Genomic DNA, 26225 nt, shown 5'->3' on the forward strand with positions numbered 1-26225 from the left:
CAGGCTTCGTGAGAATCAGAGAAATATCAATCAGGAACTTTCGCGGAGTTAAAGACCTTGACTGGAGCCTTCCAACAGCGGACATCTTCTGTCTCATTGGGAAGGGCGACTCGTCCAAGTCCACGATCCTTGAGGCGATCAGGTATGCCTTCTATCCTCAGTGGAACCTGACCCTCAGCGACTCGGATTTCTACAACGGCAAGGTAGAGAACGCTATCGTCATTGAGGTGTCCATCGGCGATCTCGTTGAAGACTTTCTCTCCCTCAACAAGTACGGCCAGTACCTGCGAGGTTGGGACGCCAAGACCGGGAAGATTGTTGACGAGGCCGATGACGCCCTTGAATCCGTCCTGACAATCCGCCTTGCGGTCGGCAAGGATCTGGAGCCCAAGTGGCTCGTCGTCTGTGATCGCAATCCTGACGGTGTGCCCTTCAAGCAAGCTGATCGCAACAAGGTCAGTGTGGGTCTGATCGGAGCCTACAGCGAGAGGCAGCTTTCGTGGGCGACAGGCACGGCCTTGGCGAAGCTCACTGAAGCCCAGAGCTTGAACGAGTTGCTTGCCAATGCTTCAAGAACGGCCCGGACCTCACTTGACGCTGACAGGCCCAACACCTTGAAGAACTTTGACGCTGCTGCAGTGAAGTCTCAGGAGGTGGCAAAGATTTTGGGTGTGCCTGTGGTGGACGCCTATAAGGCCCACTTGGATCTGAGTTCGGTGAACCTGAAGGTCGGGGGCCTCGCTCTTCATGACGGCGACATTCCGCTTCGCCAGTTGGGTCTGGGGTCACGGCGAATGCTGTTGTGCGGCATTCAGAAAATGGGCCTTGAAGAAGGCCATGTGACACTCTTTGACGAGGTTGAATTCGGGCTTGAGCCTCACCGCATTTCTCGGCTCTTGAAGCACGTGCGAGAGGACAAGCGGGGTCAGTATTTCCTGACGACCCATTCACCTGTCGTGCTTCGTGAACTCACCGTGGGCGAGCTCTACATAGTCCACCGCAAGGGCGGAAGTGTTCAGATCATTTCGGCCGCATCCGACAGTCTCAAAGAGCACGAAGTTCAGGGGAAGATTCGGTCCAGCACGGAAGCGTTCTTGGCAAAGAAGGTTCTCGTTTGCGAGGGGGCCACGGAGGTGGGCTTCTTGAGGGGCTTTGACGACTACCAGCTAGGAAGGGGCAAAGATCCGTTTTCGTACCACGGCCTGTCCCTGCTCAATGCGGCCAGCGGCAACAAGGTCAAGGCACTGGCGAAAGCCTTCAAGTCGCTTTGCTATGAAGTGGCGGTTCTTGCCGACGCCGACGCTGACGACCAGTTCTCACCGGCTGACGTGGCCGAGCTCGTTGCTCTTGGCATTCCCGTGACGGTATGGGACGGCAAGTTGTCGTTGGAGGAACGGGCTTTTCAGGACTTGCCGTGGGCCAGCGTGATCGATAGCGTCAAGCTTGCGCAGGATGTGTTGAGTTTCCCCGCATACGACCAGGTACGCTCGCGGTTCATGGCCGATTTGGATCAAGACATTGGAAAGTGGGTTGAGAGTGCCAAGCTGCGAGCCGACATTGGGTTGGCGGCGAAGAAGGCAGGTTGGTTCAAAGACACAACCCGCGGTGATCAGTGGTTCAAGACGTTGACGCCTGCTTTCGCGGATCCAGGCTTCTCAGAAAAAGACATCGCCATCAAGCTCTCCAAGCTTTGGGCATGGGCTGCGCATGTCTGAGGAACTGGCAATCAAGCTGGATGAGTGCACCGGCAAGGGGTATGTCATCGCTCCCGCTGGCTACGGCAAGACGCACCTGATTGCCATGGCGGTGAAGGCGGGCGCTCACCGTCAGTTGATCTTGACGCACACGTTCGCCGGGGTCAATTCCATCAAGACGAAGATGAGCACCCTCGGTGTTCCTCCGTCCCGATACCAGATTGACACCATTGCCAGTTGGTCCCTTCGCTTGTGCCTCGCCTACCCGAAGAACTCTGGGTGGAAGATTGAAAACCCGACGAGCAAGCAGTGGGCGACGCTCTACGAGGCATGTTCAAGCCTGCTGAAAAAGGACTTCGTTCGCCGTGTAGTCAAGGCCACCTACGCGGGCGTCTACGTGGACGAGTACCAAGACTGCTCGGATCTGCAGCATGGTCTTGTGTGTGCCTTGGCCGAAGTGCTGCCAAGCCGCATTCTGGGTGATCCCATGCAGGCCATTTTTGACTTCGACGACGACAAGCCCGTGGACTGGGACGCCAGCATCTATCCGCACTTTGGCTGCTTGGGCCAGTTGGAGAAGCCATGGCGTTGGGACAATGCAGGACAGCCGCTATTGGGCGCTTGGCTCAAGGCCGCCAGAGAGAGCTTGGAGCGGGGTCAGAAGATTGACCTCATGAACGGCCTGCCTGCATGCGTCAAACGGGCCTACACCGATCCCCAGTACCTACCCAACAAGCAGTATGCACTTCTGTGCGAGCACTTAGGCAACACCGCCTCCGTCATTGCCCTGCACGGTGGGGATCAGGAGTCCAAAAACAAGACCCACCGCCTGGCTCGGACCATGTCAGGCCGGTTCTCTTCCATTGAGGAAGTGGAAGGCAAGGCGCTCTTCTCGTTCGTCAAGAAGCTTGACTCGGCGAAGACCACGAAGGCCAGGTTCCTGCACGTCCTGGACTTCGCCAAGGACTGCTTCACCGCCGTCGACAAGGCGCTGACTGCTGGCACCAAGCTTGGCAACATTGCCAAGGAGACGAAGGCCACGAAGTATCCCGAGTTGCTGGCGGCCGCGAACCTGTATCTCACGACTCCGACGAGCAAGAACCTCAAAGCCTTTGTCTTGCTGCTGAGGGACAACCCTGAGACTGCGGCCTACCGTCGGGATTTGCTCTACCGCTTCATGAACGTCCTGAAGCTGCACATAGACGGGGCAGGGGCAACGTTCCTTGAAGCGGCGAACCTGTACCAGAGGGAAATGCGGTACACGGGCAGGCCGATCAGGCACCGGAAGCTCATTGGCACGACGTTGCTGGTCAAGGGGCTCGAGTACGACCATGCGGTGATCTTGGACGCCGACTCGCTCGGTACCAAAGACCTTTATGTCGCCATGACCAGGGGAGCGAAGTCGTTGACGATCATTTGCAGCGGCAGAGCTTTGCCGAGCGTCTAGGATTGTCGTTGCCAGGATGCCGCGGTTGCGAGGCACGAAACAATCCGTGTGGTCCTGCTCCGCGTCGCCGCAAGCGGTTGACGACGGCAATGCTAGCGGCGCAGATGCCCGGTCTCACGAATACCGGTCGCTCGAACCTTGGACGTCAACGACTGTTGTCAGTCTGGAGCGGGCACACCTGAAGGGCGGCTACGCGCTTGCTGTCCTTCGACCGCTAGATCTGTACTCCCGCTAGCCGCCCCAGAGCTGCCGTTCGCACCAGCGAACGTTTCCGTCGTCAATTGCGACTGTTTAAAGTGGTGCTGCCGTTGTTGTAGCTCCGTGCCGCTGCGCTTGTCCTCTAGCGAGGACGCCCCCCGGGAAGCTACCTTCCGTACTCTGACGCACAGGCGCTTTCTCCCTAAAACTAGGGATGCGGCTGTCGAGCCCTCTCACTAACATGTCGCGCGACACGACCGCAGGGGAACGCTTTGACAACGAATGGTGCACGCATGGCGCGCAAGAAGGCGGCATCGGCTAAGGCCAGCGCTGCCAAGACCACGAGCGCGAAGGCAAAGCGCCCGCTCACCAGTGCTGCCGCACCGGCAGTAGGCACAGCCGGCGCAGGGGCTGTGGCCGCTGCTGCGGGGGCCTCGGTTGTCTCGCCGGCAGACTTGGTCCCTGACCACCTGCGTCCCTACGTGGCCGCTGTGTTCCTCGAGGCATCCGGGAAGCTCAAGGATCAAGCCTTGGTCCAGGCTGTCCTTCAGGACATGAAATCGGCCTTGTCCGACACGCGTACCGAGGTGCACGCGAACCCGCCTGCAAGGTTCAACGGCCTGACCTTCGCCTCGCTGATCGTTCGCGAGACCCGCGCGCCCGCCTGGTTAACTGGCAATGCGCTAGCGGACATCACGCATCAATTGGCCGTCGTCGCCGTGCAGGCTGACAAGGTGGCGCTGGTCGTCTCCGACAGCGCGCTGCGTCGCACGATGGAAATGTCGATCACGCATGCCCGGGTGGTCAGTCGCGACCTCATGGCCCGCGCCTTCATCGGTGACCAAGCCAGCGTCGTCTGGCTGAACGGCGTACATGCCCAGGTCAGCGTCAAACCCGACAGCAAGACCTTGACCGGCTCAGCGCTGGAGGACGCGCTGGACCCGCTGGGGGACCAGACCTACACGCTGTCTGCTTTGCGCAGCCGTCCAGAGATTGGCGGCCTGGCCAATGCAATCACCAAGGAGGCCAAGACCATAGGTGTCGCCCCAGGTGTCGGGCGCATCTGGCTGGGACGACCCGCTTCCTGGAACGATTTCACCGAGCAGATCGGGCATTTGCTGGCGCACCTGTCGAGCCCGCCCGCGGTCTCCGACCGCTTCTCCTACCTCGCGCAACCTGTCACTTCCCTGGGCGGCGTGCGCGATGCATATGCCGTTGCTGTACGTCCCAGTGTACTTCTGGACCACGATGCGCCGCAGGCGGAGCTCGACAAAGCCGAGCGGTGGGCTCGACAGGCCCGGTATGCCGTCACAGCCATTCCCAAGTCCCCGAACTTGTTGGTCGAGGTGAGCCTTGATGGCCATGTGGTGGGAAAGCTGGGCATAACTGTCTCATCGGCCCCTACCAAGAGCGATCCGGAGAAGATGGAGGTGGTGTTGGCTTGGCACAAGCGCGGCGCCGATAAGGAACTGGCGGACGAGTGCAGGGAGTTCCTTGACCATCCCCACACGCTAGTTCTGTCCTACGACAGCGGGCACGCTGTTGCTGATGGCCGCTGCTTCCTTCGAGGCCACACCGATCAGGTACTGCCCTGGAAGTTTGTTGATTTCACCGGGTACGACCTGCACAACGAAAAACCCCCAGTGCCGGCGGGCTCGACGCTGGTCGACTGCATCCTGGATCCCGTCGATACGTCCTTATTCGGATACATCAAGAAGTCCTACACAACGGGCTGGCTGGCTTGTGACGACGGTTCGATGGAGGCGGCCGACTTCATCCATTTCGACGAAAAGACACAACAGCTCACGTTGATTCATGCCAAGGCCACCGCTGCGGATGAGACTACCGGCAGGGTCGACCCCAACCGCCGCGTCTCTGTATCCGATTACGAGGTGGTGGTGGCACAGGGCATCAAGAACATCCGCCACCTCAATAAGGACAAGCTGGCGCAGCGCCTAGAAGAGGGCAAAGGCAAAGCCATGGCCCGCGCGATCTGGCGGGACGGGGTCCTTCAGCCTAATCGCAAAGGGTTGGTCGCCGCATTGCGCGCTGCGACACGCGTAGCGCCTGTCTTGGCAATCTTACAGCCCCGTCTAACCAAGGCCCGCCATGACGACTGCTTGGTCGTCACGCCCAAGCCCAAGGTTAGCGAGGGCGAACGGCTTCGCTTCAAGCAGTTAAACGCCTTGATGCTCACGGCGCGCAGTTCCGCGATGGCGGCTGGAGCTGAGTTCGTGGCTTACGGCGCCAAGTAGTTTGCGTTTCGTCGATGCGCTGTCTTCGCCTTTTTGCGCACCTTGGTTGCTCCGTCGCCGCCTGCGCTCGGTGGACGCGCCTAGCCTCATCACTAATCTGTGTGATGCGCGAGGCCGCTCTATCGGACTTTTTGGTGTACCGGACTGCAGCACGCTGGACTGCCTCCATACTGATCGGCACCAGATGACAAGCTCGACACTACTGGTGACGAATTCCAAGCAACAATCGGTGCTCAACAAAAGACCATCGCCACAGGGGGAGGAATCGCGAGATGGGAGAGTCCAATGAAGGGCTGGAAAAGCTCGAAGCAGACTTGGTCGCGCTCAAAGACTACGTCCAGCTTTCTAAGTACGTCGCACTAGCGGCCGCCTCTGTAGATCCGTCGCAGCCACCGACCAGCCTCATGCACGTGCGACTCCAAGAGAACCTGGCGAACGTGCAAAGCCTCGCTCGATACCTCTGGAGCTGTACGGCAAACTACGCCCTATCTCGCAAGCGAAGGCTTGAGTTTGATGCCGAGCAGGCCGCCCTCCCACCTGGCGACATGAGCATTGCCCTCTCAATTGCAGGCGCGACGCGCGATGCTTTCCTTGAATTTAACGAGAAGTACCCCCACCGCTCGAGCGAGGTGGGCGAGGTGCTTGCCTACTGCGTGGCCATCGAGCACCTTGGCGCGGCGCAGCTGGCCGCCAAGATGTCCTTGAAGACCAATAACAACATGCCTGTGCATGGCCTCGACGGTATTCATGCCACCGTCGAGGGCGGCTGGTTGGTGATCTATTTCTTGGAGTCGAAGCTAAGCAAAACCGCCAACGCCGGCGCCGCTGACTTCGCGGAGTCGGTTGCGGACTTCACTTCCAACAAGAAGCAATATCGACGCGAGTACTCCATCGTCAGAGACTTGGGCAACCTTGACACGCTGGACGAGAAGAGCCGCAAGGTCGCTTTGCGTTACTTCGACATCATGGCGTCGCCCGACGATGTTCCCAAACGCGAGCGCTACGTGGGCGTGGTGCTGTACTCGGATGACAAGCTGTTCAAGGGCCTCCCCCCAGTGAACAACCAGCAACAACCTGGTTTTCATGAGAAGGCGCTTGCCGCCGCCTATGCACAGGAACTTGAACACCACCAGAAGGCTGCCATGAAGCACCTCACCGAGCACGGTGCAGACCCCAATAAATGCCTCGTCTACTTCGTCGTCGTCCCTGATGCGGATGAGGTGCGCGAGCTTTTCTACGGCGCCATGGGATATATGCCCAAGAAGGTACAGCCATGAGCTCGTTTGCCCTTGAGCTGTCACAGCGCTTCACAAGCAATGACAAGTACTGGACGCTGCTGGCCGGCCTGCAGTCGGCTGGCGTCGCCAAGACGCTAGCGAAAGCCCCTGAGACCGAGGATGTCAGCGCCGACGACGTTGCCAAGCTTTTGTATTGTGCTGAGGTCTTCGTCCAAACCGAAGACGAAACGCTGCACCGTCAAGCTCAAGAGATTGCCATCCAGTCGCTGCTGGTCACCGAGGATGGAGGTGCCCGTGAGCGCGCGCTTCGCCTTCTGGGTGAGCTGGGAAATTTCCCTAGCCTGAAGTTCGCTGAGCAGAATATCGGCAAAGGTGATGACACCCTGCTTGGGCTTGTCAATCGCCGGATATCCGAACGGGCCAGCAGTGTCCAAATTGGAAACGAGACTCGCGCGCTCACTGCGTATCAGCGCAGGGTCTGGAACAACCTGCCAGCAAAGGCTGCACAAGTCATCACCGCGCCAACGTCGGCTGGCAAGTCCTTCCTGGTGCTTGAACACATTTGCCGGCAGGCCGAGAGCAGCGAGCACTTCACAGCGGTGTACCTGACGCCGACGCGCGCCTTGCTGTCAGAAGTTCAGAGCAAGCTGCACGCCCGATTCGGCGGGCATTCTGACACCAGAATCTCGGCGGTTCCATCTCTTGACCAGCTTCAGAGGCCGAAGCAAATCTTCGTGCTCACCCAGGAACGGCTCAGCAGCCTTCTCTCACTGGCGCAAGACGACCTGTCTTTCGACATCGTAGTTGTCGATGAGGCCCAGAACATCGCTGACGACGCGCGAGGCATGATTCTTCAGGACTGCCTGGAAAGGATCGCGCAACGGTCCTCGACAACCAAGGTCATCTTGCTAGCACCTGGCGCTGAGGGGATGCCGGCCGTGGCCAGGTCTTTTGGCGTCGCAGACCTGGTGTCCCTCTCAACCAGGCTGTCGCCGGTCCAGCAGAACCGCATTGTTCTCAGCAAGGTCAAAGGCAAGCACTTCCAGCTAAACATTGCCCTCATGGGGCGCGACGGCGTTCGGATGCCGATGGGCAACGTACGAGTTGAGCGTTCGCTTCAAAACAAGGCCAGCCGCCTTGCCAACGTGGCTGTTGAACTGGGCGGCAACGACGGGTCACTCCTTTACGAGACAGGAGCGCGAGAAGCCGAGAAGACTGCTGTGTTGCTCACCACCCTCCTGAAATCAAAGGACGGGGAGCTCAGAGATGGGTCGCTGGAGGATCTGTCAACGTTCATTCAAGAGCACGTCCACCCTGAGTACCAGTTGGCGTCCATGGTGCGGCAAGGCGTCGCCTATCACTACGGTCGGATGCCGAGCTTGCTTCGCGAAGCGATAGAAACCTCGTTCAAGCAAGACGAGGGCGGCCTCAAGTATCTAGTCTGCACCACGACTCTTGCCCAGGGGGTCAACCTCCCGGCTCGCAACGTGTTCATCGACACTCCGACTCGGGGGGCAGGCAAGCCACTAGACCCAGCCGTGCTCTGGAACTTCGCCGGCCGGGCCGGCAGGCTAAACCACGACATTGTCGGCAATGTGTTCCTCCTCAACTATGAAGAGTGGGACACCAAGCCGATGGACCAGTTCGTGCCGTTCCGAGTCAAGCCGGCTCTCGCTGAGACTCTCGTCAACGATGGAGCAGCGGTCACGCAGGCGTTGCTCGACGGTGTGCTGCCAGCAGAACAAGTCAGCAAACCAGAGACGTTTCGCATTCGAGCTTGCGCCGGTCTACTGGTCGCACATGCCGCTCGAAAGGACCTCAGGCCCTATCTCGCCCACATTCTGCCGACATCGGACAGCATGATTGTCGAAGATCTGGTGGGCGCTGCGGAAAGCGCGCGCGCAAATATCGGACTACCGGACGACATCCTGGCGGAGAACTGGACCATCGACCCGTTCGGGCTTCGCAAGCTTTACGACTTCCTCGTAGCCAAGATTGACGAGGGTGCAGTCCGCGAGCTAATCCCCGTCCTGCCGGCTGAAGCACCGACCGGGCACTATGAGAAGATTTTCGGTCGTATGGTCGAACTGGTGACTGGCAGATCGATGAAATTCGGAATGCTCGCTGCTCCATTGGCCCTCTGGTGGATGAAGGGCATGCCCTATCCCGTGATGCTGAAGCTCTGGGCAGACCGTCGCAAGAGAACGGAAGAGCGCAAGGCCGCCGCAGCCAAAAAAGAAGGTAAAGAACCGCCAAAGCCGAAGACCATCAATCAACACATCTACGAGGCGTTCTCGCTCATCGAAGATGTCGTTCGATTCCAATTTGTGCAGCTCGGCAAGGCTTATCGAGACGTCTTACTCCTGGCGCTGCGCGCTACGGGGAACGAGGCCCTAGTGCCTGACGTTTATCCGTTCGCGCTCGCTCTTGAACTGGGAGTCTCAACGGAAGCTGGAACCGCCTACGTGGAGCTGGGCCTTTCGAGAATCGCGGCCGCAGCACTTGAGGCTCTTGCACCACCTGGCGAAAACTTGACCGCTGCCGGCGCAAGGCAGTTGCTGACGGACCTGGACCCTACCAAGACTGCGCTAGGACCCATCATCCTGGGCGAGTTGCGCCGGCTCGGCCTTGTGGATGAGACAAAGTTCGCGTCGGCAACGGAGGCCTAATTTTGCCGACCAATTGCTCGGGAGGCCGCTTCGCTAGGTCGGAGCAACGCCCTCCCGTTAGAGCAAGGCTGCGCCACGGCCAAATCGCCTCCAAGGTCTGCGCCAAATGCGCTCGTCTTCGACCAATCTCATGTGAAGCACAGCAGCACTTGCAAGCCTGCAGATGCCTGACTACGGCGGCAGGCCAAGGTCCGCTTTCTTCGATTGCCGACAGTCCACGATATGAAGCGACCGGCTGCACCCAGTCTCCATCGGCCGGCTGCTGTGAACGCAAAGCATCAGGGCGACTGCAACGCTGAAGGGCCAGGCATCGGCCAGAAGCAGCCGGTCGGAGCATCCGCCACAGGCGCCATCCAGCATGAACGGTGAGCCGACTGCGCGAAATTTCTTGCAGGACCAGCGGATGGCCCATGCACCCGCCGATCAGCAGGCGCGGCGCGGCCGCAAGCGGTTGGCCCGACGCCAACGCCAGCCCCATCCGATGACTGCTGGCTCAGAAGGTCAAAGTAACGAGAACTCCTGTCATTTGTTCTTTGGGGGGTTGCTCGATTTACTCGGTTTGAGGGACGAGTTATTTCCTGGCGTCGTTTTGTTATCACGGCGGCGCTGATCAGGCTTGCCCGTTGATTTGGCAATCGGCTTAGGTCCAGGTTTGAGTGCCATCATGCTCTCCTCTGTGCTTAAAGTTGACGCGTGCGCGTACCAACACTTGGTGGATAGCGGCACACTGGGACGGGATCACCTTGCCTCACTTTGACTATAGACGGCGAGGCAGGCGAGCGGGTTTTCCCCCTCTGGGCGAAGATTTTCGAGCGGCTGGTATTGGTCGGTGTTGGCTTGCATCGCGTCATGTTAGACACAATCTTGCTTGACCTCGCGGGCTACTTCCGCTATCAGCTGTCGTTCCGACGGACGTGACAACGGTCACTGGAGCAAGACTGAAACGATGAAGCTGCCACCGCCCAAGAAGCCCTTACCCGCGAAAAAGGCGCTGAGCACGCCCGCCGTGCGGTATCTCGACCTCCACTCCATCCACCACCTGCTGGGTCACGTCCAGCACGGAAAAATTGGCTCCTTGCCTGTGTCACTGCTGTACTTCCAGCTCGAAGCCTTCCTGAAGAGGTCTGAGAAGAACTATGCACAGCCAGTCGGCAGCATTCCCCGCCGCCTTCTTGAGCACAACAAGCAGCCACGCAAGCTTCACCTCTGCGAGCTCGCTGTCATCGACGCCGATGTCGTCTTCAAGTACGACGCCGCGACGAAGCACACCGACATGCGGTGGAACGCGTACTTTGAGCACCCGCAATTCACGCGCCCCGCGCACGAGCAGCGGGTCGTTCTGCACATCGTCGTGAAGGAGGCCACCGGGCTGACTAGGTCCATCAGTATCCCGCTCCAGGTCTTGATGATGGGTTACGGCGATGTCTCCGAAGGGCACCAGGGATACGCGCACAGCTTGACGTTCATGGACCACAGCGGCGACATCTTGAACCAGGTGTATTACGTGGGCATCACCAGCCGGAACTGGTTGGTGCGGATGGAAGAGCACCTGGCTGAGATACGGGGCGGCAGCAACAAGCGCTTCCACGCAGCATGGCGGTCGTACACGGGGGATGCGAACGTCATGCTTGGCTCAGAGCTGGTCGTCCTGAACCACAGCTACGAGGGCATCATGGCCTGGGAAGAGCAGATGGTCGACGAGCAGATGGAGGCCGGCAAGTCCCTCAACATGATTTCAGGGGGATTCAAGGGCCTGCGATTCCTCCATGAGCAACGGCTCACCGGCCAGCTCGAGGTCAGCCTGGAAGAGCGTGACCGGGCCATTGCGGTGTTCGCTTGCCGGGTGGGTGTGCGGGCTGGCGTGCCCAATCTCTTCCTTGCCGAGTTGTGGCGTGACGACGACTTCTACCTGAAGGTCCTGGGAGGGCGGTCGGACGTCCTGTCGCCTGGGCAGGTGCTGGCGATCCGCGACTTGGCGGCGAAGGGGCAGACGGCCCAGCAGATTTTCGAGGTGGTCGGGGCAAGGAACGTGGAGCAAGTCCAACGCGTTCTTGCTGGCAAGACCTACAGCCGCATCAAGCCACTCAATGAGGAGTGAGCCACGATGCCTTTGACGCACGCCATTGCTGCCTTCCTTAAGGGCGTGACACCCGTCGAGGGGCACGAGCGCTGGCTTGGACGAAAGACGATGGCGCACGCGAAGCGAGACCGTGGGCGCGGCCCTAGCCCGGAAGCGGTGACGCTGGCGCTGTACCGGGGGCCGATCCATCAAGGAGGTGATCCACGTGGCGGTTGCCCTTTATTGCGCGAAAGCGCCAGAGAGGAAGGGCCCTTGTCTCATTGAGCGGACTCGGAGCGGCTCAGAAGGCTGCGTCTGCTAACTATCTTTGAGCGCACACATGAATCTGCGAATTGAAAGGCAGCGATGGGCCCTCTCCCGTTTGCTCGGCCGTTGCTGAAACGCGTCAGGCTCGGTCGGTGAGTCCGAGTGCCTCCTCTTGCTGGAAGGAGGCTTTCGACTCCGGATGCGCGACCGACTGCTCACAGTCTGAAGCCGCCGTCGCTAGCGTGTGCAACGCGGTGGCACTGGACATCCTGAGATGCGGTGCGAGAGAAATCGAGAGCGCCCCCATGGCTGATGGTAATAGTCCGGCGAAGGCCGTCCTTGCCTGAGGCGCGGGCCGCGGGAAGCATCTGACCCGAATCGCAGACCCGCTTGGAGGTGTGCGCTAAACGGAGATGGTGCACACCATGAAGAGTGAGCAAGACACAGGGAAGACCAGCCGGCGGCATCATGACCAGGCATTCAAGCAAGAGTTGGTGCGACAGAGCCTGGCGCCGGGCGCTTCCGTGTCGGCGATCGCGCTGCGCGGTGGCGTCAACGCCAATATGCTCTTCAAGTGGCGCAGGGAGCATCTCCGGGCCGTAGGCGCAGCGCCAGCCGCGGTGCTGTTGCCGATAGAGGTGACGCCAGCAGCCGCGGTTGTGGCGATTCCAACGTCGACTGGACCCACCCCGTCGCCATCGAGGCCGGCACCGCGCAACGGCGTCATCGAGCTGGAGTTCGCAGGCGCGCAATTGCGCCTGCGCGGGGCCGTCGACGAGGACAGCCTGTGCCTTGTCCTGCGCGCACTGCGCCAGAGTGCATGATCGGCCCGCGTGCGGGCACCCGAGTATGGCTGGCCGCTGGCGTGACGGACATGCGCTGCGGCATGGACACGCTGGCGGCGAAGGTGCAAACGGCGCTCACCGAGGATCCGTACTCCGGCCACGTCTTCGTCTTCCGTGGCCGCCGGGGCGACCTGATCAAGCTCCTGTGGAGCGACGGTGACGGTATGTGCCTGCTGGCCAAGCGGCTGGAGCGAGGTCGATTCGTCTGGCCCCAAGCCGAGGGCGGAGTGATCTCGCTAAGCACTGCACAGCTATCGATGCTGCTTGAAGGCATTGACTGGCGAAGACCCGAACGCACCTGGCAGCCACGCGCGGCGGCTTAGCCGGCTGCCCGACGTTGACAGAGCAACTACTGTGGCGGGAGTTGGCGCCGGCGAGCACAGTCGCACCGATGACCTCGCAGGAACTGCTTGCCACCAACGCCATGCTCAGCGGCGAAGTGGAGCGTTCGAAGGAGGCACTGAAGATCGCGCTGCTCACCGTCGAGAAGCTCAAGGTCGAGGTGGCGTATTTGCGTCGCATGAGGTACGGCCGCTCCAGCGAGCAGCTTGAATACGCTCAACTTGAGCTCGTGGGCGGGCAGCTCACGCAACCGGCAGTGACATCGGCGAAGCAAGCCGAGAGTGTCGACGACGATGAGCAGTCTTCTAACGTCACGCCCATCGAGCAAGGTCGCAAGAAGCGGCAGGCCCGCGAGCGCACCGGCGTGCGTGATCTGCCGGAGCACTTGCCGCGGCGTACCGTGATGCATACGCCGCACAGCGGGTGCAACTGCCAGGCCTGCGGCCGTGGCCTTCGCGAGATCGGCCAGGACGTCTCGGAGGTACTCGACTACGAGCCGGGCAGCTTCCATGTCGTGCGCCACGTTCGGCCCAAGCTCGCCTGCGCGAGCTGCAGCACGATCACCCAGGCGCCAGCGCCGAGCCGCCCCATCGATCGCTGCATGGCCGGCACCGGACTGCTCACACACGTGCTGGTGAGCAAGTATTGCGATCACACACCCTTGTATCGGCTGTGCCAGATCTACGCGCGTGAAGGTGTGGAGCTGCAGCGCTCGACACTGGCGGACTGGGTGGCCCAAGCGGCACGCCTGTTAAGTCCGCTGGCCGAAGCCATTGGCCGCTACGTACTGGCGGCCGACAAGATCCATGGCGACGACACGCCAATCCGCGTGCTCGGCGGCGCGGGGGCCAAGGCGCGTACCGGACGCCTGTGGGTGTACGTGAGGGACGACCGACCCAGCGGCGACACGGCGCCGCCGGCCGTGTGGTTCCAGTACTCGGCAAACCGCAGGGGCGAACATCCGGTGCGCCACCTGCGGCACTTCAAGGGGATCCTGCAGGCCGATGCCTTCGCCGGCTACCACCCGCTGTACGAAGACGGCCGGGTGGTCGAGGCGGCTTGCTGGAGCCATGCACGCCGCAAGGTGTGGGACATCCACGAGCGCCAGCACAAGCTCGGCGGAACGCTGGCGCACCAGGCGCTGCAGCGCATTGGCAAGGTCTTCGGTGTGGAAGCCGAGATCCGGGGCAAGCCGCCACACGAGCGAATGCGGGTTCGCCAGGAACGCACCGCTGCAATGCTGGGCGAACTGAAGGAGTGGTTCAACGCAGCGCTGTCGCAGGTCTCGGCGAAATCGCCGATGGCATTGGCGATCGGGTACTCGCTGAGCAACTGGACCGCGCTGACGCGCTTCGTCGACGACGGGCGGATCGAAGCGCACAACAACGCGGCCGAGCGCGCGCTGCGAGGTGTCGCGATCGGGCGCAAGAACTATCTGCATCTCGGTTCCGACACCGGCGGGCACAGCGCGGCGGTGATCTACACCTTGATCGGCTCGGCCAAGCTCGTCGGCATTGATCCGCAAGCCTACCTGCGCCACGTGCTCGACCGCATCGCTGACCACCCAATCAACCGCATCGACGAACTGCTGCCGTGGGCGGTCGCCGGCGAGCTCGCCAGGACCGAAAAGCTCGCTGCCTGAGCGCATCGCCGCTGGCAAAATCGCCAGCATGCGTGTCAAGCAGATCGAAGATCTCCCCATGGCCACCAGCGCCGAGCTGTACCAGCTCAGTTGGGTCATCGAGCAACTCATGGCTGACCCAAGACGCATCGTGCAGGCACGCTCGCAGCTGCACATGGGCCAACTGGTGCAGTACTGGGACTGGGGCACGGGCAAGCTGCGCGAGGCCCGCATCGTGGCCATGAAGGACCGTCAGGCCACTCTTATCGATGAACTCAGCAAGCAGCGCTTCAGCGTGCTGTACGCCGCCATCGTCCCGGCCGAAGAGCAGCCGAATGGATCGACCGCCACGTCATCCTCACCGGCGTCTGCAACGCCGCTGCGGCCGCCGCCGGAGATCAACCGCAAGCAGGACTTCCAGATCGGCCAGCGCGTCAGCTTCCCGGACCAGAGCCTCAAGCGTCACGTTGGACAGATCGTGCGCCTGAACCAGCGCACGGCCACCGTGCACTGCGATGGCCGAGCATGGCGCGTAGGGTTCGGCCTGCTCCAGCACGTTGCAGACGTCACGTCCTAAAACGCTCAGCCGTCAATGATGGCCTTGGGCGGACTATTACGGCTGATGCAGGTCGTCATGCACTACACCTTCTGAAGGACAGCCAGCGCGCGCCTGAATACCCATGCGTACAGCCCTCTAGAAGCAGATCGGCTGTTCACCTTGGGACAGTCGCACGTGAAAAATACGGCTGCCCATGCCGCTCTAACCAAGGGGTACCTGAGCCGGTTTCGCATACCCCAAAACCGCCATTTCGATACCCCTCCAGATACCCCCAACATGCGTCGGATTGAGGCGGACCCTATCGGACTGAAGAATGGCTCTCTTCAGAGGAGAAAATAAAAAAGCCGGAAACCTTTGGATGTGTCCGGCTTAGTAGCTGGTCGCCGCCAGGAATCGAATCAGGGCGCTCCTTCGTGAAGCTGGTCCAGATAGTCCGCCCACTGCTGCATCATTCGAGTGCGATGTTGCATGTACTGCGTGCGGTTGTAGGCCCGGCCATTGGCATCCTTCACTGCATGCGCAAGCTGGGCCTCAATGACCAGCGGGTCACAATCCAGCCGTTCCGCCAACATTGTGCGCGCCGTGGCCCGGAAGCCATGCCATGTCTGAATTTGCGCGGTGTAGCCCATGGCAATTAGTGCCGTTCGAACGGAATTCTCGGAGATCGGCCGCTCATGACTGCGCTCTCCGGGGAAAACGAGAGCGCCATGCCCCGTTAAGGGGTGCAAGTCGCGCAGCACCCTCACCGCCTGCGTCGGAAGCGGAACCAGGTGAGGACTGCCATGCTCTTTGCCAGCCTTCTCCCGCTTCATCCTCGCGGCAGGGATTGTCCAGAGCGCTGTGTCGAGATCCATCTCCGCCCAGGCGGCTGCGCGCAACTCGCCGGGCCGCTGGAACAACATGGGGGCGAGCTGCAGCGCAGCCCGAACGATAGGACCGCCTTTGTAAGCGCGGATCGCACGCAATAACTTGCCTAGCTCGGTCGGATCGGTTACTGCTGCGAAATGTCGGCCCCTGTAAGGCTGTAGCGCCCCCTTCAGGTCGGCCGTGATGTCGCGACTCGCCCTACCGGTAGCCACTCCATAACGCCACACCTGTCGAGCCAGCATCAGGCCTCGATCAGCCGTCTCAATCGCACCACGCTCCTCCACCTTGCGAAGCGTAGCCAGAAGCTCCACAGGCTCAATCTCAGCCAATCGACGCCCGCCCAGCCAAGGGAACAGGTCACGCTCGAACTGGCGCAGCGCACGCTCCGCATGGCCGGCGCTCCATTGATCCTTCTGCTTCCCGTACCACTCCATGGCAACCACACTAAAGGTGTCACCGGCGGCGTTGGTCGCCTTGAGCTTTTGCACCTTACGCGCCTGGATCGGATCGATACCGCCCGCCTTCTGAAGCTTGGCGGTGTCTCGGGCCTTTCGCGCCTCCGCCAAGCTCATCGTCGGATAGCTGCCCAGAGCCATTCGCCCCTCTTTCCCATTAGCATAGGTCTTCCAGAACCACCGCTTCGAACCGGCAGGGCTCACCTCCAGATACAGGCCAGAGGAATCGGTGAAGCGTGCACGCTTCTTGTCTGGCGAACAGGAGGCGTTCTTGCAGTGTTTGTCAGTCAACATGGGCAGGGCAGTCCAAAAAGCAGGAAAACCGGGGAACAATACCCCGAAAGTCTCAAATTCTGCCCTATGTTCCCCGGTCTGTTCCCCGCTTTTGGCTCGGCTGCCAGTGGACTTCATCGGATTTCATCGGACCACCAGCAGGCGATTCCCCAATGAAAAAGGGCGTTCACCGGACTTCAGTGAACGCCCTCGGACGTTATGTTGGTGGAGCTGGGGGGATTTGAACCCCCGTCCGCAAGCCTTCATCGCGCAGTTCTACATGTTTAGTGATCTGTTTTGAGTCTCGCTTCCGGAGTCGCGCAGTCACACGCTAAACCGGACGCCAGTACCCTATTTTCTCGCCCCGACCCAAGGTACCCGGATCGGAGCCAGCCCATGTAGTTATCCTTGCAGCCGGGAGGTCAGGATTGCTCCAGACCCCCTTGCCCAGCCCATCGGCCAACTGTTGCAAGGCTCACTGGCAATTAAGCAGCGAGTGCGAAACGTTCGTCGTTTGCAGTTAGTTTGTTTGAATCTGTTTTACGAGCGCATTCAGCTCGACATGCCCCGCTGCGACTCCGAACCCACGTCGAAACCAGTGCAGCCCCTGGAGAACGTATTTTAGGCGCTAATGAGCAACTTCAAGAGCTCGAGGGGTGAAGAGATCGATGCGTCGGCCTGCCAAAGCGTCGAATCGGCCTGCGAGCCCATGTAGCCGTAGGTTGCCGCAACCGTGCGCATTCCCGCGGCGCGGCCCGCGATGATGTCGCGCTCGTCGTCGCCGACGTAGATGCAGGCGTCGGAAGGCACGCCGAGCCGGCGTGCAGCCTCGTGCAAAGGCTCGGGATGCGGTTTCGCGAACGGCGTGGTGTCGCCGCTCACGACCGCGCCGGCAGTGGCGAAGAGCGGAAGGGCCTGGGTCAGCGGATCGGTGAAGCGCATCGACTTGTTGGTGACCACGCCCCACAGAAGGCCACGCTCCCGCAGCGCCTCGATCAGCGCCTGCACTCCATCGAACACCTGCGTATTGAGGAGCATGCGGCGCTCGTAGGCTACGAAGAACTCTTCGCGCAGCTCGGGGAACTCCGGCGACTCGGGCGTGATGCCGAACGCCACGCCCAACATGCCGCGCGCCCCTGCCCCGGCCATGGGACGATAGCGCTCCAGCGGATAGGAATCGAGGCCGCGGTCGGTGCGCATCTTGTCGGCGGCGGCGCCGAGGTCGGGTGCACTGTCGATCAGGGTGCCATCCAGGTCGAACAGCACGGCCCTTGTTTCGCGGCCGATCATTCCTGCGGCCCAGGCTTTTGCGTGGCGAACATGTAATTGACGCTGGTGTCGTCGCTGAGCCAGTAGCGGCGGGTCAGGGGGTTGTGTTCCATCCCTCGCGTATGGCGAAGATCCAGGCCGGCCGCCCGGCAGTACCCGGCCAGCTCGCTGGGCCGGATCAGCTTTGCATATTCATGGGTACCGCGGGGCAGCATGCCGAGCACGTATTCCGCTCCCACGATCGCCAGCATGAAGGACTTCAGGTTGCGGTTGATCGTCGAGAAGAACACCCATCCACCCGGCTTCACGAGCGCAGCGCAGGCCTGGATCACCGAAGCCGGCTGCGGCACATGCTCGAGCATCTCCATGCAGGTCACGACGTCGAAACTGCCCGGCTGCTCGGCAGCCAGCGCCTCCGCACTGATCTCCCGGTACTTCACTCCCCGGGTGCCAGCCTCGAGCGCATGCAACTGGGCGACCTTGAGCGCCTTGCCGGCGAGATCGATGCCCAGAACGTCAGCCCCTTTGCGGGCCATCGAATCCGCCAGGATTCCGCCGCCGCAGCCGATATCGAGCACACGACGCTGCGAAATCGGCGCAATACCGTCAATCCATTCCAGACGCAATGGATTGATTTCATGCAGCGGCCGAAATTCACTTTCCAAATCCCACCAGCGATGTGCGAGTTCTGAAAACTTGGCCAGTTCGGCCGGATCGGCATTCAGGTTTTCTGTCATGAAGCGATTATGAAACGGTCGATGTCCGATAAACACCGCAAGCCTTTGCCGAAGATCAATCGCGAATTCGGCAGCCATAAAAAAACCCCGCCGAAGCGGGGTTTCATTGTCGATGGAATCGATCGATTAGTTGGCGCGGGTGCCGACCACTTCGATTTCCACGCGACGGTTCTTGGCGCGGCCTTCCTTGGTGCGGTTGTCAGCCACAGGCTGCTTCTTGCCCTTGCCTTCGGTGTAGACGCGGTTGCGTTCGATGCCCTTCGAGACCAGGAAGGCCTTGACGGCTTCGGCGCGACGCACCGACAGACGCTGGTTGTAGGCGTCGGTACCGATCGAGTCGGTGTGGCCGACAGCGATGATGACTTCCAGGTTCACGCCACGGATCTTCTCGACCAGGTCGGTCAGCTTGGCGCGGCCTTCGGGCTTCAGAACCGACTTGTCGAAGTCGAAGAAGGCGTCAGCAGCGAAGGTCACCTTCGAAGCGGCGACTTGCGGAGCGGGCGGGGGGGTCGGCGCGCCAGGAGTCGGGGTGGCAGCAACCGGAGCTGCAGGAACCAGAGCACCGTCGCAACCAGCGGCAGCCGTAGCAGGCGTCCAGTTGGCATCGCGCCAGCACAGTTCGTTCGTGCCGTTCTTCCAAACCAGTTCGCCGGTGCCGTTTTGCCAGTTGTCGATCGTAGGACCGCCGTCCGCAGCGGTGACACGGGTCTGCGCGCCGGCGGCAGTGGCGAGCGCAGCGACTGCAAACATCATCGCCACTTTATTCAGTTTCTTCATGGTTCTCCTCTTGGGGAAAAAGCCGCAGCCGCGCTGCGAATCAAGGACGCTTTAAGTGACCACCACCCAAAACGTTGAGGCGATTGTGCCATAGGGTCTTTGGCAAACAGCCCGCGGGACGGCCCGGAAGCGTAGGACGGAGGCGGAATAGGCGCCTTGTGTTGCGGCGGTGCGACACCCCTCACAGCGTAAAATTTCGCCTTCCTGCCGCCAGTCCCTTGCTCATGACCTCCTTCGCAAAAGAAACCCTGCCCATCAGTCTCGAAGAGGAAATGCGCAGCAGCTACCTCGATTACGCCATGAGCGTGATCGTGGGCCGAGCACTCCCCGACGCCCGCGACGGCCTCAAGCCGGTGCACCGCCGGGTGCTCTACGCGATGCACGAGCTGAACAACGACTGGAACCGCCCGTACAAGAAGTCGGCCCGTATCGTCGGCGACGTGATCGGTAAGTACCACCCGCACGGCGACCAGTCGGTCTACGACACCATCGTCCGCCTGGCCCAGGACTTCTCCATGCGCCACATGCTGGTCGACGGCCAAGGCAACTTCGGGTCCGTCGATGGAGACAACGCGGCCGCAATGCGGTATACGGAAATCCGGCTGGCGAAAATTGCGCACGAAATGCTGGCCGATATCGACAAGGAAACCGTCGACTTTCAGGACAATTACGACGGCTCCGAAAAAGAGCCCAAGGTGTTGCCGAGCCAGCTGCCGAATTTGCTGGTCAATGGCTCCGGCGGTATTGCGGTCGGCATGGCCACGAATATCCCGCCGCACAACCTGAACGAGGTGGTGGACGCCTGCCTGCACCTGCTTCGCAACCCCGAAGCCAGCATCGACGAGCTGATGGAGATCGTCCCCGCCCCCGACTTCCCCACCGCCGGCATCATCTACGGCATCAACGGCGTGAAGGACGGCTACCGCACCGGCCGCGGCAAGGTCGTGATGCGCGCCAAGTGCCACTTCGAGGACATCGACCGCGGCCAGCGCCAGGCGATCATCGTCGACGAGCTCCCCTACCAGGTCAACAAGAAGACGCTGCAGGAGCGCATGGCCGAGCTCGTGCACGAGAAGAAGATCGAGGGCATCAGCCACATCCAGGACGAGTCCGACAAGTCGGGCATGCGGCTGGTCATCGAGCTCAAGCGCGGCGAAGTGCCCGAGGTGGTGCTCAACAACCTCTACAAGCAGACCCAGCTGCAGGACACCTTCGGCATCAACATGGTGGCGCTGGTCGACGGCCAGCCGAAGCTTTGCAACCTGAAGGACCTGATCGAGGTCTTCCTGCAGCACCGCCGCGAAGTGGTCACCCGCCGCACGGTCTTCAACCTGCGCAAGGCGCGCGAGCGCGGCCACGTGCTCGAAGGCCTGGCGGTGGCGCTGGCGAACATCGACGAGTTCATCCGCATCATCCGCGAATCGCCCACTCCGCCGGTCGCCAAGGCCGAGCTCATGACGCGCAGCTGGGACAGCAAGCTGGTGCGCGAGATGCTCACGCGCACGCGCGCCGACGGCGGTGTGGTCAACGCCGACGACTACCGTCCCGAGGGCCTCGAGCGCGATTTCGGCATGGGCAGCGATGGCCTCTATCGCCTCTCGGAGACGCAGGCCCAGGAAATCCTCCAGATGCGCCTGCAGCGCCTGACCGGCCTGGAGCAGGACAAGATCGTCGCCGAGTACAAGGAAGTGATGGCCGAGATCGACGACCTGCTCGACATCCTGGCCAAGCCCGAGCGCGTCTCGACCATCATCGGCGATGAACTCGGCACCCTCAAGCAGGAGTTCGGCCAATCGAAGATCGGCGCGCGCCGCAGCCAGGTGGAGCACAGCGCCTACGACCTCTCGACCGAGGACCTGATCACGCCGACCGACATGGTGGTCACGCTCTCGCACAGCGGCTACATCAAGAGCCAGCCCCTCGGCGAATACCGGGCCCAGAAGCGCGGAGGCCGCGGCAAGCAGGCCACCGCCACCAAGGACGACGACTGGATCGACCAGCTCTTCATCGCCAACACGCACGACTACATCCTCTGCTTCTCGAACCGCGGCCGACTCTATTGGCTCAAGGTCTGGGAGGTGCCGGTGGGATCGCGCGGCTCCCGCGGCCGACCGATCGTCAACATGTTCCCGCTGCAGGAAGGCGAGAAGATCAACGTGGTCCTGCCCCTGACCGGCGAGAAGCGCAACTTCCCGGCCGACCAGTACGTATTCATGGCGACCTCGATGGGCACGGTCAAGAAGACCGCGCTCGACGAATTCAGCAACCCGCGCAAGGGCGGCATCATCGCGGTCAACCTCGACGAGGGCGACTACCTGATCGGCGCCGCACTCACCGACGGCAAGCACGACGTGATGCTCTTCAGCGACGGCGGCAAGGCCGTGCGCTTCGACGAGGAGGACGTCCGTCCGCTGGGCCGCAATGCACGCGGCGTGCGCGGCATGTCGCTCGAGGCCGGACAGGGCGTTATCGCGATGCTGGTGGCCGAGGACGAGCAGCAGAGCGTGCTCACGGCCACGGAAAATGGTTACGGAAAGCGAACAAGCATTACCGAATACACCCGTCATGGGCGGGGAACCAAGGGCATGATCGCGATTCAACAGAGTGAGCGCAATGGCAAGGTCGTTGCCGCCACTCTCGTGCATGCGGATGATGAGATCATGCTCATCACCGACAAGGGCGTGCTGGTGCGCACCCGGGTTGCCGAGATTCGTGAACTGGGTCGCGCGACGCAAGGCGTCACGCTGATCGGGCTCGACGAAGGCGCCAAACTCAGCGGGCTACAACGTATCGTCGAAAACGACGCAAACGGCGAATCCGAGCCTGAAGCAGACGATACTTCCTCATCTTCAACGGAGAATCCTCAGTGAAAAAAATCAAACTCGCACTTCTGACGGTCGCCCTGGCAAGCAGCTCGATGGCCGCCCTGGCCCAGGACAAGGCCACGCTCATCAAGCAGTTCATCGACATCCAGCGCCCCGGAATCGAGTCGCTGGCTCGTGGCCTGGTCGAGCAGTCGAGTGCCCCGATCGCGCAGGCGGGTTCGCAGTACCTGCAGACGCAAGTGCCCGAGGCCAAGCGCGAAGCCGCCGCCAAGGCCGCCGACGCCGAGCTGAAGAAGTACTTCGACGAGACCTACCCCATCGTCCGCGACAAGGCCGTGCAACTGGCCCCCGGCGCCCTGACCCCGCTGATGGAACAGAACTTCAGCGAAGACGAGCTCAAGCAGCTGCTGGCCTGGATCAACTCGCCCCTGAGCAAGAAGTACCAGGAATTGAATCCCAAGATGCAGACCGCCCTGACGGAAAAGCTCGTGTCCGAGACGCGTGCCACGGTCGAGCCCAAGATGCAGGCGCTCGACACCGCCGTCGCCAAGGCCCTCGGCGCACCGACCGACGGTGGCGCAGCCCCCGCCAAGGCGCCTGCCAAGGCCCCAGCAAAGAAGTAAGAGAAACGTGACCCAGCAGCAGACGCCGGCCGGCAAGCGCCCCTACAACTTCTCGGCCGGTCCGGCTGCCATGCCGGAGGCGGTGCTGCAACGCGCCGCCGCCGAAATGCTCGACTGGCAGGGCAGCGGCATGAGCGTGATGGAGATGAGCCATCGCGGCAAGGAGTTCGGTTCGATCTGCACGCAGGCCGAAGCCGACCTCCGCACGCTGCTGGCGATTCCCTCGAACTTCCACATCCTGTTCATGCAGGGCGGCGGGCTTGGCGAGAACGCCATCGTTCCGCTGAACCTCTCGCGCGGCAAGACCACCGACTTCGTTATCACCGGCAGCTGGAGCACCAAGTCGCACAAGGAAGCCCAGCGCTACTGCAATGCGCGCGTGGCCGCCAGCAATGCCGACAACCAGCACACGAAGCTGCCCGATCCCGCGACCTGGCAGCTCTCCAAGGATGCCTCGTACGTGCACGTGTGCTCGAACGAAACGATCAACGGCATCGAATTCCAGCAACTGCCCGATCTGGCCGCTCTCGGCAGCAGCGCGCCGCTGGTCATCGACTTCTCCTCGCACGTCGCCTCGCGCAGCGTCGACTGGAGCCGCGTCGGCCTGGCCTTCGGCGGCGCCCAGAAGAACCTCGGCCCCGCCGGGCTGACCATCGTGGTCGTCCGTGACGACCTGATCGGCCATGCGCTAGAGATCTGCCCGAGCGCCTTCAACTACAAGACCGTGGCCGACAACCAGTCCATGTACAACACCCCGCCGACCTGGGGCATCTACATGGCAGGGCTCACGTTCAAGTGGCTGCTGGAGCAGACCGAGGGCGAGTACACCGGTGTCGCCGCCATGGAGCAGCGCAACATCGCCAAGGCGAAGCTGCTGTACGACTTCATCGATGGCTCCGACTTCTACGCCAACCGCATCGACCCGGGCTGCCGTTCGCGCATGAACGTGCCGTTCTTCCTGGCTGACGAGAGCCGCAACGAGGCCTTCCTCGCCGGCGCTCGCGAAGCCGGGCTGCTGCAGCTCAAGGGCCACAAGTCGGTCGGGGGCATGCGCGCGAGCATTTACAACGCCATGCCGCTGGCAGGGGTGCAGGCTCTGGTGGCCTACATGCGAGAATTCGAGCGATCGCATGCCTAGGCGCATGCCCAGCCGCTCGCACCGATGACCGCCTCCGCACCCACACCGCCCTCCTCCTCTCCCGACAATTCCGAAAGCCTGGCCGATCTGCGCGTGCAGATCGACTCGCTCGACCAGCGCCTGCTGAGCCTGCTCAACGAGCGGGCCCACGTGGCCGAACTGGTCGGCGAGGTCAAGAAGCGCGAGGGCACGCCGTTCTTCCGCCCCGACCGCGTGGCGCAGGTCATCGACAAGATGCAGAAGAGCAATGGCGGTCCGCTCAAGGACCTCCACGTTGCCGCCATCTGGCGCGAGATCATGTCGGCCTGCCTGGCGCTCGAGTCGCCGCAGCGCGTTGCCGTGCTCGGCCCCGAAGGCACCTTCTGCGAGCAGGCCGCCATCGAATACTTCGGCGGCGCCGCCGACCTGATCTACTGCGCCAGCTTCGACGAGGTGTTCCATGCCACCGCCGCGGGCAGCGCCCAATACGGCGTGGTCGGCGTCGAGAACTCGACCGAGGGCGTGGTCACGCGCTCGCTGGACCTGTTCCTGCACTCGCCCACGCACGTCGTCGGCGAGGTCAGCCTGCTGATCCGCCACCACCTGCTGCGCAGCAGCAATTCGCTCGAAGGCGTCGAGGCGGTGCTGGCCCATCCGCAGGCGCTGGCGCAATGCCAGACCTGGCTGTCCAAGCACCTGCCCAATGCCGAGCGGCGTGCCGTATCGAGCAACGCCGAGGGCGCGCGCCTCGCGGCCACCAATCCCAAGTGGGCTGCGCTGGCGGGCGAACGTGCCTCCACGCGCTTCGGCCTGCACATCGTGGCGCACGCGATCCAGGACGACTCGTACAACCGCACCCGCTTTTCGGTGATCTGCCTGCCGCAGACGCTGGCCATGCCGCCGGCATCGGGCCGCGACTGCACGAGCCTGATCGTCTCGGTTCCCAACCGGCCCGGCGCAGTGCACGACCTGCTGGTACCACTGAAGCTCAACAACGTCTCGATGACGCGCTTCGAGTCGCGCCCCGCGCGCACCGGCCAGTGGGAGTACTACTTCTACATCGACCTCGACGGCCATCCCTCGCAGCCCAACGTGGCTGCCGCGCTGGCCGAGCTGCGCGGCCTCTGCGCCTTCTACAAGGTGCTCGGCGCCTACCCCGTCAAGGCCTGACCGGCAGGCAGACACACAGAGACAGCATGTTCGAACAACTGGGACTGATCGGCTGCGGCCTGATGGGCGGCTCCTTCGCGCTCGCACTCAAGCGCGCGAAGCTGGTGAAACGCGTGGTGGGCTACAGCAAGTCGCCCTCCACCACCGAGCGGGCGCGCCAGCTCGGCGTGATCGACGTGGCGGCGCCCTCGGCGCTGCTGGCGGTGTCGGGCGCCGACATCGTGCTGCTGGCGGTGCCGGTGGCTGCTTCCGAAGCCACCTTCAAGGCCATCCGCCACGGCATCTCCAGCGAGACGCTGGTGATGGACGTGGGCTCGACCAAGGGCGACGTGATCGAGGCCGCGCGCAACGGCCTGCAGCGCCAGTTCGCGAATTTCGTGCCGGCGCACCCTATCGCGGGCAAGGAGCTCTCGGGCATCGAGCACGCGGAGGCGTCGCTCTTCGCCGGACGCCAGGTCGTGCTGACCCCGGTGAAGACCACGCTGCGCTCCAACGTGCAGCGGGCCACCCAGGTGTGGAGCGGCATCGGCGCCAACGTCGTCACGATGACGCACGAGGAGCACGACGGCGCCTTCGCCGCCGTGAGCCACCTGCCGCACCTGCTGGCATTCGCGTACATCAACGGCCTGGCCGCGCAGCCGCAGGGCGAGCGCTTCCTGAGCCTTGCGGGCCCGGGCTTCCGCGACTTCTCGCGCATCGCCGCGAGCGATCCGGTCATGTGGCGCGACGTGCTGCTGGCCAACCGCGAGCATGTGCTGGAGCAGTCTCGAGCCTTCCGCAAGGCGCTCGACGACTTCGAGGCGTTGATGGCCGCCAACGACCTGCAGGGCCTGGAGCTGTCGATTGCCACAGCCAGCAAGACGCGGGCGGCCTGGAAGCCGGCCGCCGACAGCGCGTCGCAGCAGCAGGACAACTGAG

The 26225-nt window shown here is 62.1% G+C and carries 19 protein-coding genes and 1 other RNA gene; 15 read left to right on the forward strand and 5 right to left on the reverse strand.

Annotated elements, in window-relative coordinates; genetic code table 11:
- Window positions 1-8: 8 nt before the first annotated feature.
- From FHY06_RS35045 to FHY06_RS13900, 10 genes are all read left to right on the forward strand, one after another.
- Complete coding sequence (locus FHY06_RS35045; protein ID WP_184605516.1) at window positions 9-1715, forward strand: ATP-dependent nuclease; 1707 nt, start codon at window positions 9-11, stop codon at window positions 1713-1715.
- Entirely contained in the window at window positions 1708-3141 is a 1434-nt protein-coding gene (locus tag FHY06_RS13860; protein WP_184605517.1) for a UvrD-helicase domain-containing protein, read from the forward strand. The genes FHY06_RS35045 and FHY06_RS13860 overlap by 8 nt, the downstream gene beginning before the upstream one ends.
- A gap of 491 nt (window positions 3142-3632) precedes the next feature.
- A complete protein-coding gene (locus FHY06_RS13865) occupies window positions 3633-5594 on the forward strand; it encodes a hypothetical protein (RefSeq protein ID WP_184605518.1) in 1962 nt (653 codons plus the stop codon).
- A gap of 272 nt (window positions 5595-5866) precedes the next feature.
- The gene (locus FHY06_RS13870) at window positions 5867-6871 is read left to right on the forward strand and encodes a HamA C-terminal domain-containing protein (protein ID WP_184605519.1); all 1005 of its coding nucleotides are present in this window, start codon (window positions 5867-5869) and stop codon (window positions 6869-6871) included.
- On the forward strand, window positions 6868-9501 hold the full coding sequence (locus FHY06_RS13875) for a DEAD/DEAH box helicase (protein WP_184605520.1): 2634 nt from the start codon (window positions 6868-6870) through the stop codon (window positions 9499-9501). The genes FHY06_RS13870 and FHY06_RS13875 overlap by 4 nt, the downstream gene beginning before the upstream one ends.
- Before the next feature lie 946 nt (window positions 9502-10447).
- Complete coding sequence (locus FHY06_RS13880) at window positions 10448-11599, forward strand: GIY-YIG nuclease family protein (RefSeq protein WP_184605521.1); 1152 nt, start codon at window positions 10448-10450, stop codon at window positions 11597-11599.
- Between the two features lie 653 nt (window positions 11600-12252).
- Window positions 12253-12651, forward strand: a complete 399-nt coding sequence (gene tnpA / locus FHY06_RS13885) for an IS66-like element accessory protein TnpA (RefSeq protein WP_164713529.1) — start codon at window positions 12253-12255, stop codon at window positions 12649-12651.
- On the forward strand, window positions 12648-12995 hold the full coding sequence (tnpB, locus tag FHY06_RS13890) for an IS66 family insertion sequence element accessory protein TnpB (RefSeq protein ID WP_126184714.1): 348 nt from the start codon (window positions 12648-12650) through the stop codon (window positions 12993-12995). The genes tnpA and tnpB overlap by 4 nt, the downstream gene beginning before the upstream one ends.
- Before the next feature lie 68 nt (window positions 12996-13063).
- Window positions 13064-14656, forward strand: coding sequence for an IS66 family transposase (tnpC, locus tag FHY06_RS13895; RefSeq protein ID WP_126184713.1), 1593 nt, complete (start codon window positions 13064-13066; stop codon window positions 14654-14656).
- A gap of 28 nt (window positions 14657-14684) precedes the next feature.
- Window positions 14685-15212 (forward strand): hypothetical protein, encoded by a 528-nt coding sequence (locus FHY06_RS13900; RefSeq protein WP_184605522.1) that lies wholly within the window; start codon window positions 14685-14687, stop codon window positions 15210-15212.
- A gap of 380 nt (window positions 15213-15592) precedes the next feature.
- On the opposite strand, the gene FHY06_RS13905 is transcribed toward FHY06_RS13900, so the two are convergent.
- The 5 genes from FHY06_RS13905 to ompA all read right to left on the reverse strand — a co-directional run bounded on the left by FHY06_RS13905 (window position 15593) and on the right by ompA (window position 19572).
- Window positions 15593-16810, reverse strand: a complete 1218-nt coding sequence (locus tag FHY06_RS13905) for a tyrosine-type recombinase/integrase (RefSeq protein ID WP_184605523.1) — start codon at window positions 16808-16810, stop codon at window positions 15593-15595.
- A 202-nt stretch (window positions 16811-17012) separates the two neighbouring features.
- Window positions 17013-17397, reverse strand: a transfer-messenger RNA (tmRNA) gene (gene ssrA / locus FHY06_RS13910).
- A gap of 13 nt (window positions 17398-17410) precedes the next feature.
- On the reverse strand, window positions 17411-18079 hold the full coding sequence (locus FHY06_RS13915; RefSeq protein ID WP_184605524.1) for an HAD family hydrolase: 669 nt from the start codon (window positions 18077-18079) through the stop codon (window positions 17411-17413).
- A complete protein-coding gene (gene ubiG / locus FHY06_RS13920) occupies window positions 18076-18795 on the reverse strand; it encodes a bifunctional 2-polyprenyl-6-hydroxyphenol methylase/3-demethylubiquinol 3-O-methyltransferase UbiG (protein WP_019654774.1) in 720 nt (239 codons plus the stop codon). Before ubiG ends, FHY06_RS13915 begins: the two co-directional genes overlap by 4 nt.
- Window positions 18796-18921: 126 nt before the next feature.
- Complete coding sequence (gene ompA / locus FHY06_RS13925) at window positions 18922-19572, reverse strand: outer membrane protein OmpA (RefSeq protein ID WP_019654773.1); 651 nt, start codon at window positions 19570-19572, stop codon at window positions 18922-18924.
- A 224-nt stretch (window positions 19573-19796) separates the two neighbouring features.
- Between ompA and gyrA the strand changes: the two genes are divergently transcribed.
- From gyrA to FHY06_RS13950, 5 genes are all read left to right on the forward strand, one after another.
- Window positions 19797-22442 (forward strand): DNA gyrase subunit A, encoded by a 2646-nt coding sequence (gene gyrA / locus FHY06_RS13930; protein ID WP_132754576.1) that lies wholly within the window; start codon window positions 19797-19799, stop codon window positions 22440-22442.
- Window positions 22439-23020, forward strand: a complete 582-nt coding sequence (locus FHY06_RS13935; protein WP_019654771.1) for a DUF2059 domain-containing protein — start codon at window positions 22439-22441, stop codon at window positions 23018-23020. Before gyrA ends, FHY06_RS13935 begins: the two co-directional genes overlap by 4 nt.
- A gap of 70 nt (window positions 23021-23090) precedes the next feature.
- Window positions 23091-24158: a 3-phosphoserine/phosphohydroxythreonine transaminase gene (gene serC / locus FHY06_RS13940; RefSeq protein WP_260310451.1), complete on the forward strand. Its 1068-nt coding sequence runs from the start codon at window positions 23091-23093 to the stop codon at window positions 24156-24158.
- Between the two features lie 24 nt (window positions 24159-24182).
- Window positions 24183-25307: a prephenate dehydratase gene (gene pheA, locus FHY06_RS13945; protein ID WP_019654769.1), complete on the forward strand. Its 1125-nt coding sequence runs from the start codon at window positions 24183-24185 to the stop codon at window positions 25305-25307.
- A gap of 26 nt (window positions 25308-25333) precedes the next feature.
- Window positions 25334-26224 (forward strand): prephenate dehydrogenase, encoded by an 891-nt coding sequence (locus FHY06_RS13950; RefSeq protein WP_184605525.1) that lies wholly within the window; start codon window positions 25334-25336, stop codon window positions 26222-26224.
- Window position 26225 lies beyond the last annotated feature (1 nt).

Source organism: Variovorax atrisoli (genome assembly GCF_014195185.1).
GTDB lineage: Bacteria > Pseudomonadota > Gammaproteobacteria > Burkholderiales > Burkholderiaceae_C > Variovorax > Variovorax atrisoli.

Bases quoted from the DNA above. Each gene is read 5' to 3' on its own strand.
- FHY06_RS13875 (WP_184605520.1), top strand. From the start codon at position 6,868: ATGAGCTCGTTTGCCCTTGAGCTGTCACAGCGCTTCACAAGCAATGAC.
- serC (WP_260310451.1), top strand. From the start codon at position 23,091: ATGCCGGAGGCGGTGCTGCAACGCGCCGCCGCCGAAATGCTCGACTGG.
- FHY06_RS13915 (WP_184605524.1), bottom strand. From the start codon at position 18,079: ATGATCGGCCGCGAAACAAGGGCCGTGCTGTTCGACCTGGATGGCACC.
- FHY06_RS13870 (WP_184605519.1), top strand. From the start codon at position 5,867: ATGGGAGAGTCCAATGAAGGGCTGGAAAAGCTCGAAGCAGACTTGGTC.
- FHY06_RS13860 (WP_184605517.1), top strand. From the start codon at position 1,708: ATGTCTGAGGAACTGGCAATCAAGCTGGATGAGTGCACCGGCAAGGGG.
- tnpC (WP_126184713.1), top strand. From the start codon at position 13,064: ATGACCTCGCAGGAACTGCTTGCCACCAACGCCATGCTCAGCGGCGAA.
- FHY06_RS13865 (WP_184605518.1), top strand. From the start codon at position 3,633: ATGGCGCGCAAGAAGGCGGCATCGGCTAAGGCCAGCGCTGCCAAGACC.
- ubiG (WP_019654774.1), bottom strand. From the start codon at position 18,795: ATGACAGAAAACCTGAATGCCGATCCGGCCGAACTGGCCAAGTTTTCA.
- FHY06_RS13900 (WP_184605522.1), top strand. From the start codon at position 14,685: ATGCGTGTCAAGCAGATCGAAGATCTCCCCATGGCCACCAGCGCCGAG.
- pheA (WP_019654769.1), top strand. From the start codon at position 24,183: ATGACCGCCTCCGCACCCACACCGCCCTCCTCCTCTCCCGACAATTCC.
- tnpA (WP_164713529.1), top strand. From the start codon at position 12,253: ATGAAGAGTGAGCAAGACACAGGGAAGACCAGCCGGCGGCATCATGAC.
- FHY06_RS13905 (WP_184605523.1), bottom strand. From the start codon at position 16,810: ATGTTGACTGACAAACACTGCAAGAACGCCTCCTGTTCGCCAGACAAG.
- ompA (WP_019654773.1), bottom strand. From the start codon at position 19,572: ATGAAGAAACTGAATAAAGTGGCGATGATGTTTGCAGTCGCTGCGCTC.
- gyrA (WP_132754576.1), top strand. From the start codon at position 19,797: ATGACCTCCTTCGCAAAAGAAACCCTGCCCATCAGTCTCGAAGAGGAA.
- FHY06_RS13880 (WP_184605521.1), top strand. From the start codon at position 10,448: ATGAAGCTGCCACCGCCCAAGAAGCCCTTACCCGCGAAAAAGGCGCTG.
- FHY06_RS13950 (WP_184605525.1), top strand. From the start codon at position 25,334: ATGTTCGAACAACTGGGACTGATCGGCTGCGGCCTGATGGGCGGCTCC.
- tnpB (WP_126184714.1), top strand. From the start codon at position 12,648: ATGATCGGCCCGCGTGCGGGCACCCGAGTATGGCTGGCCGCTGGCGTG.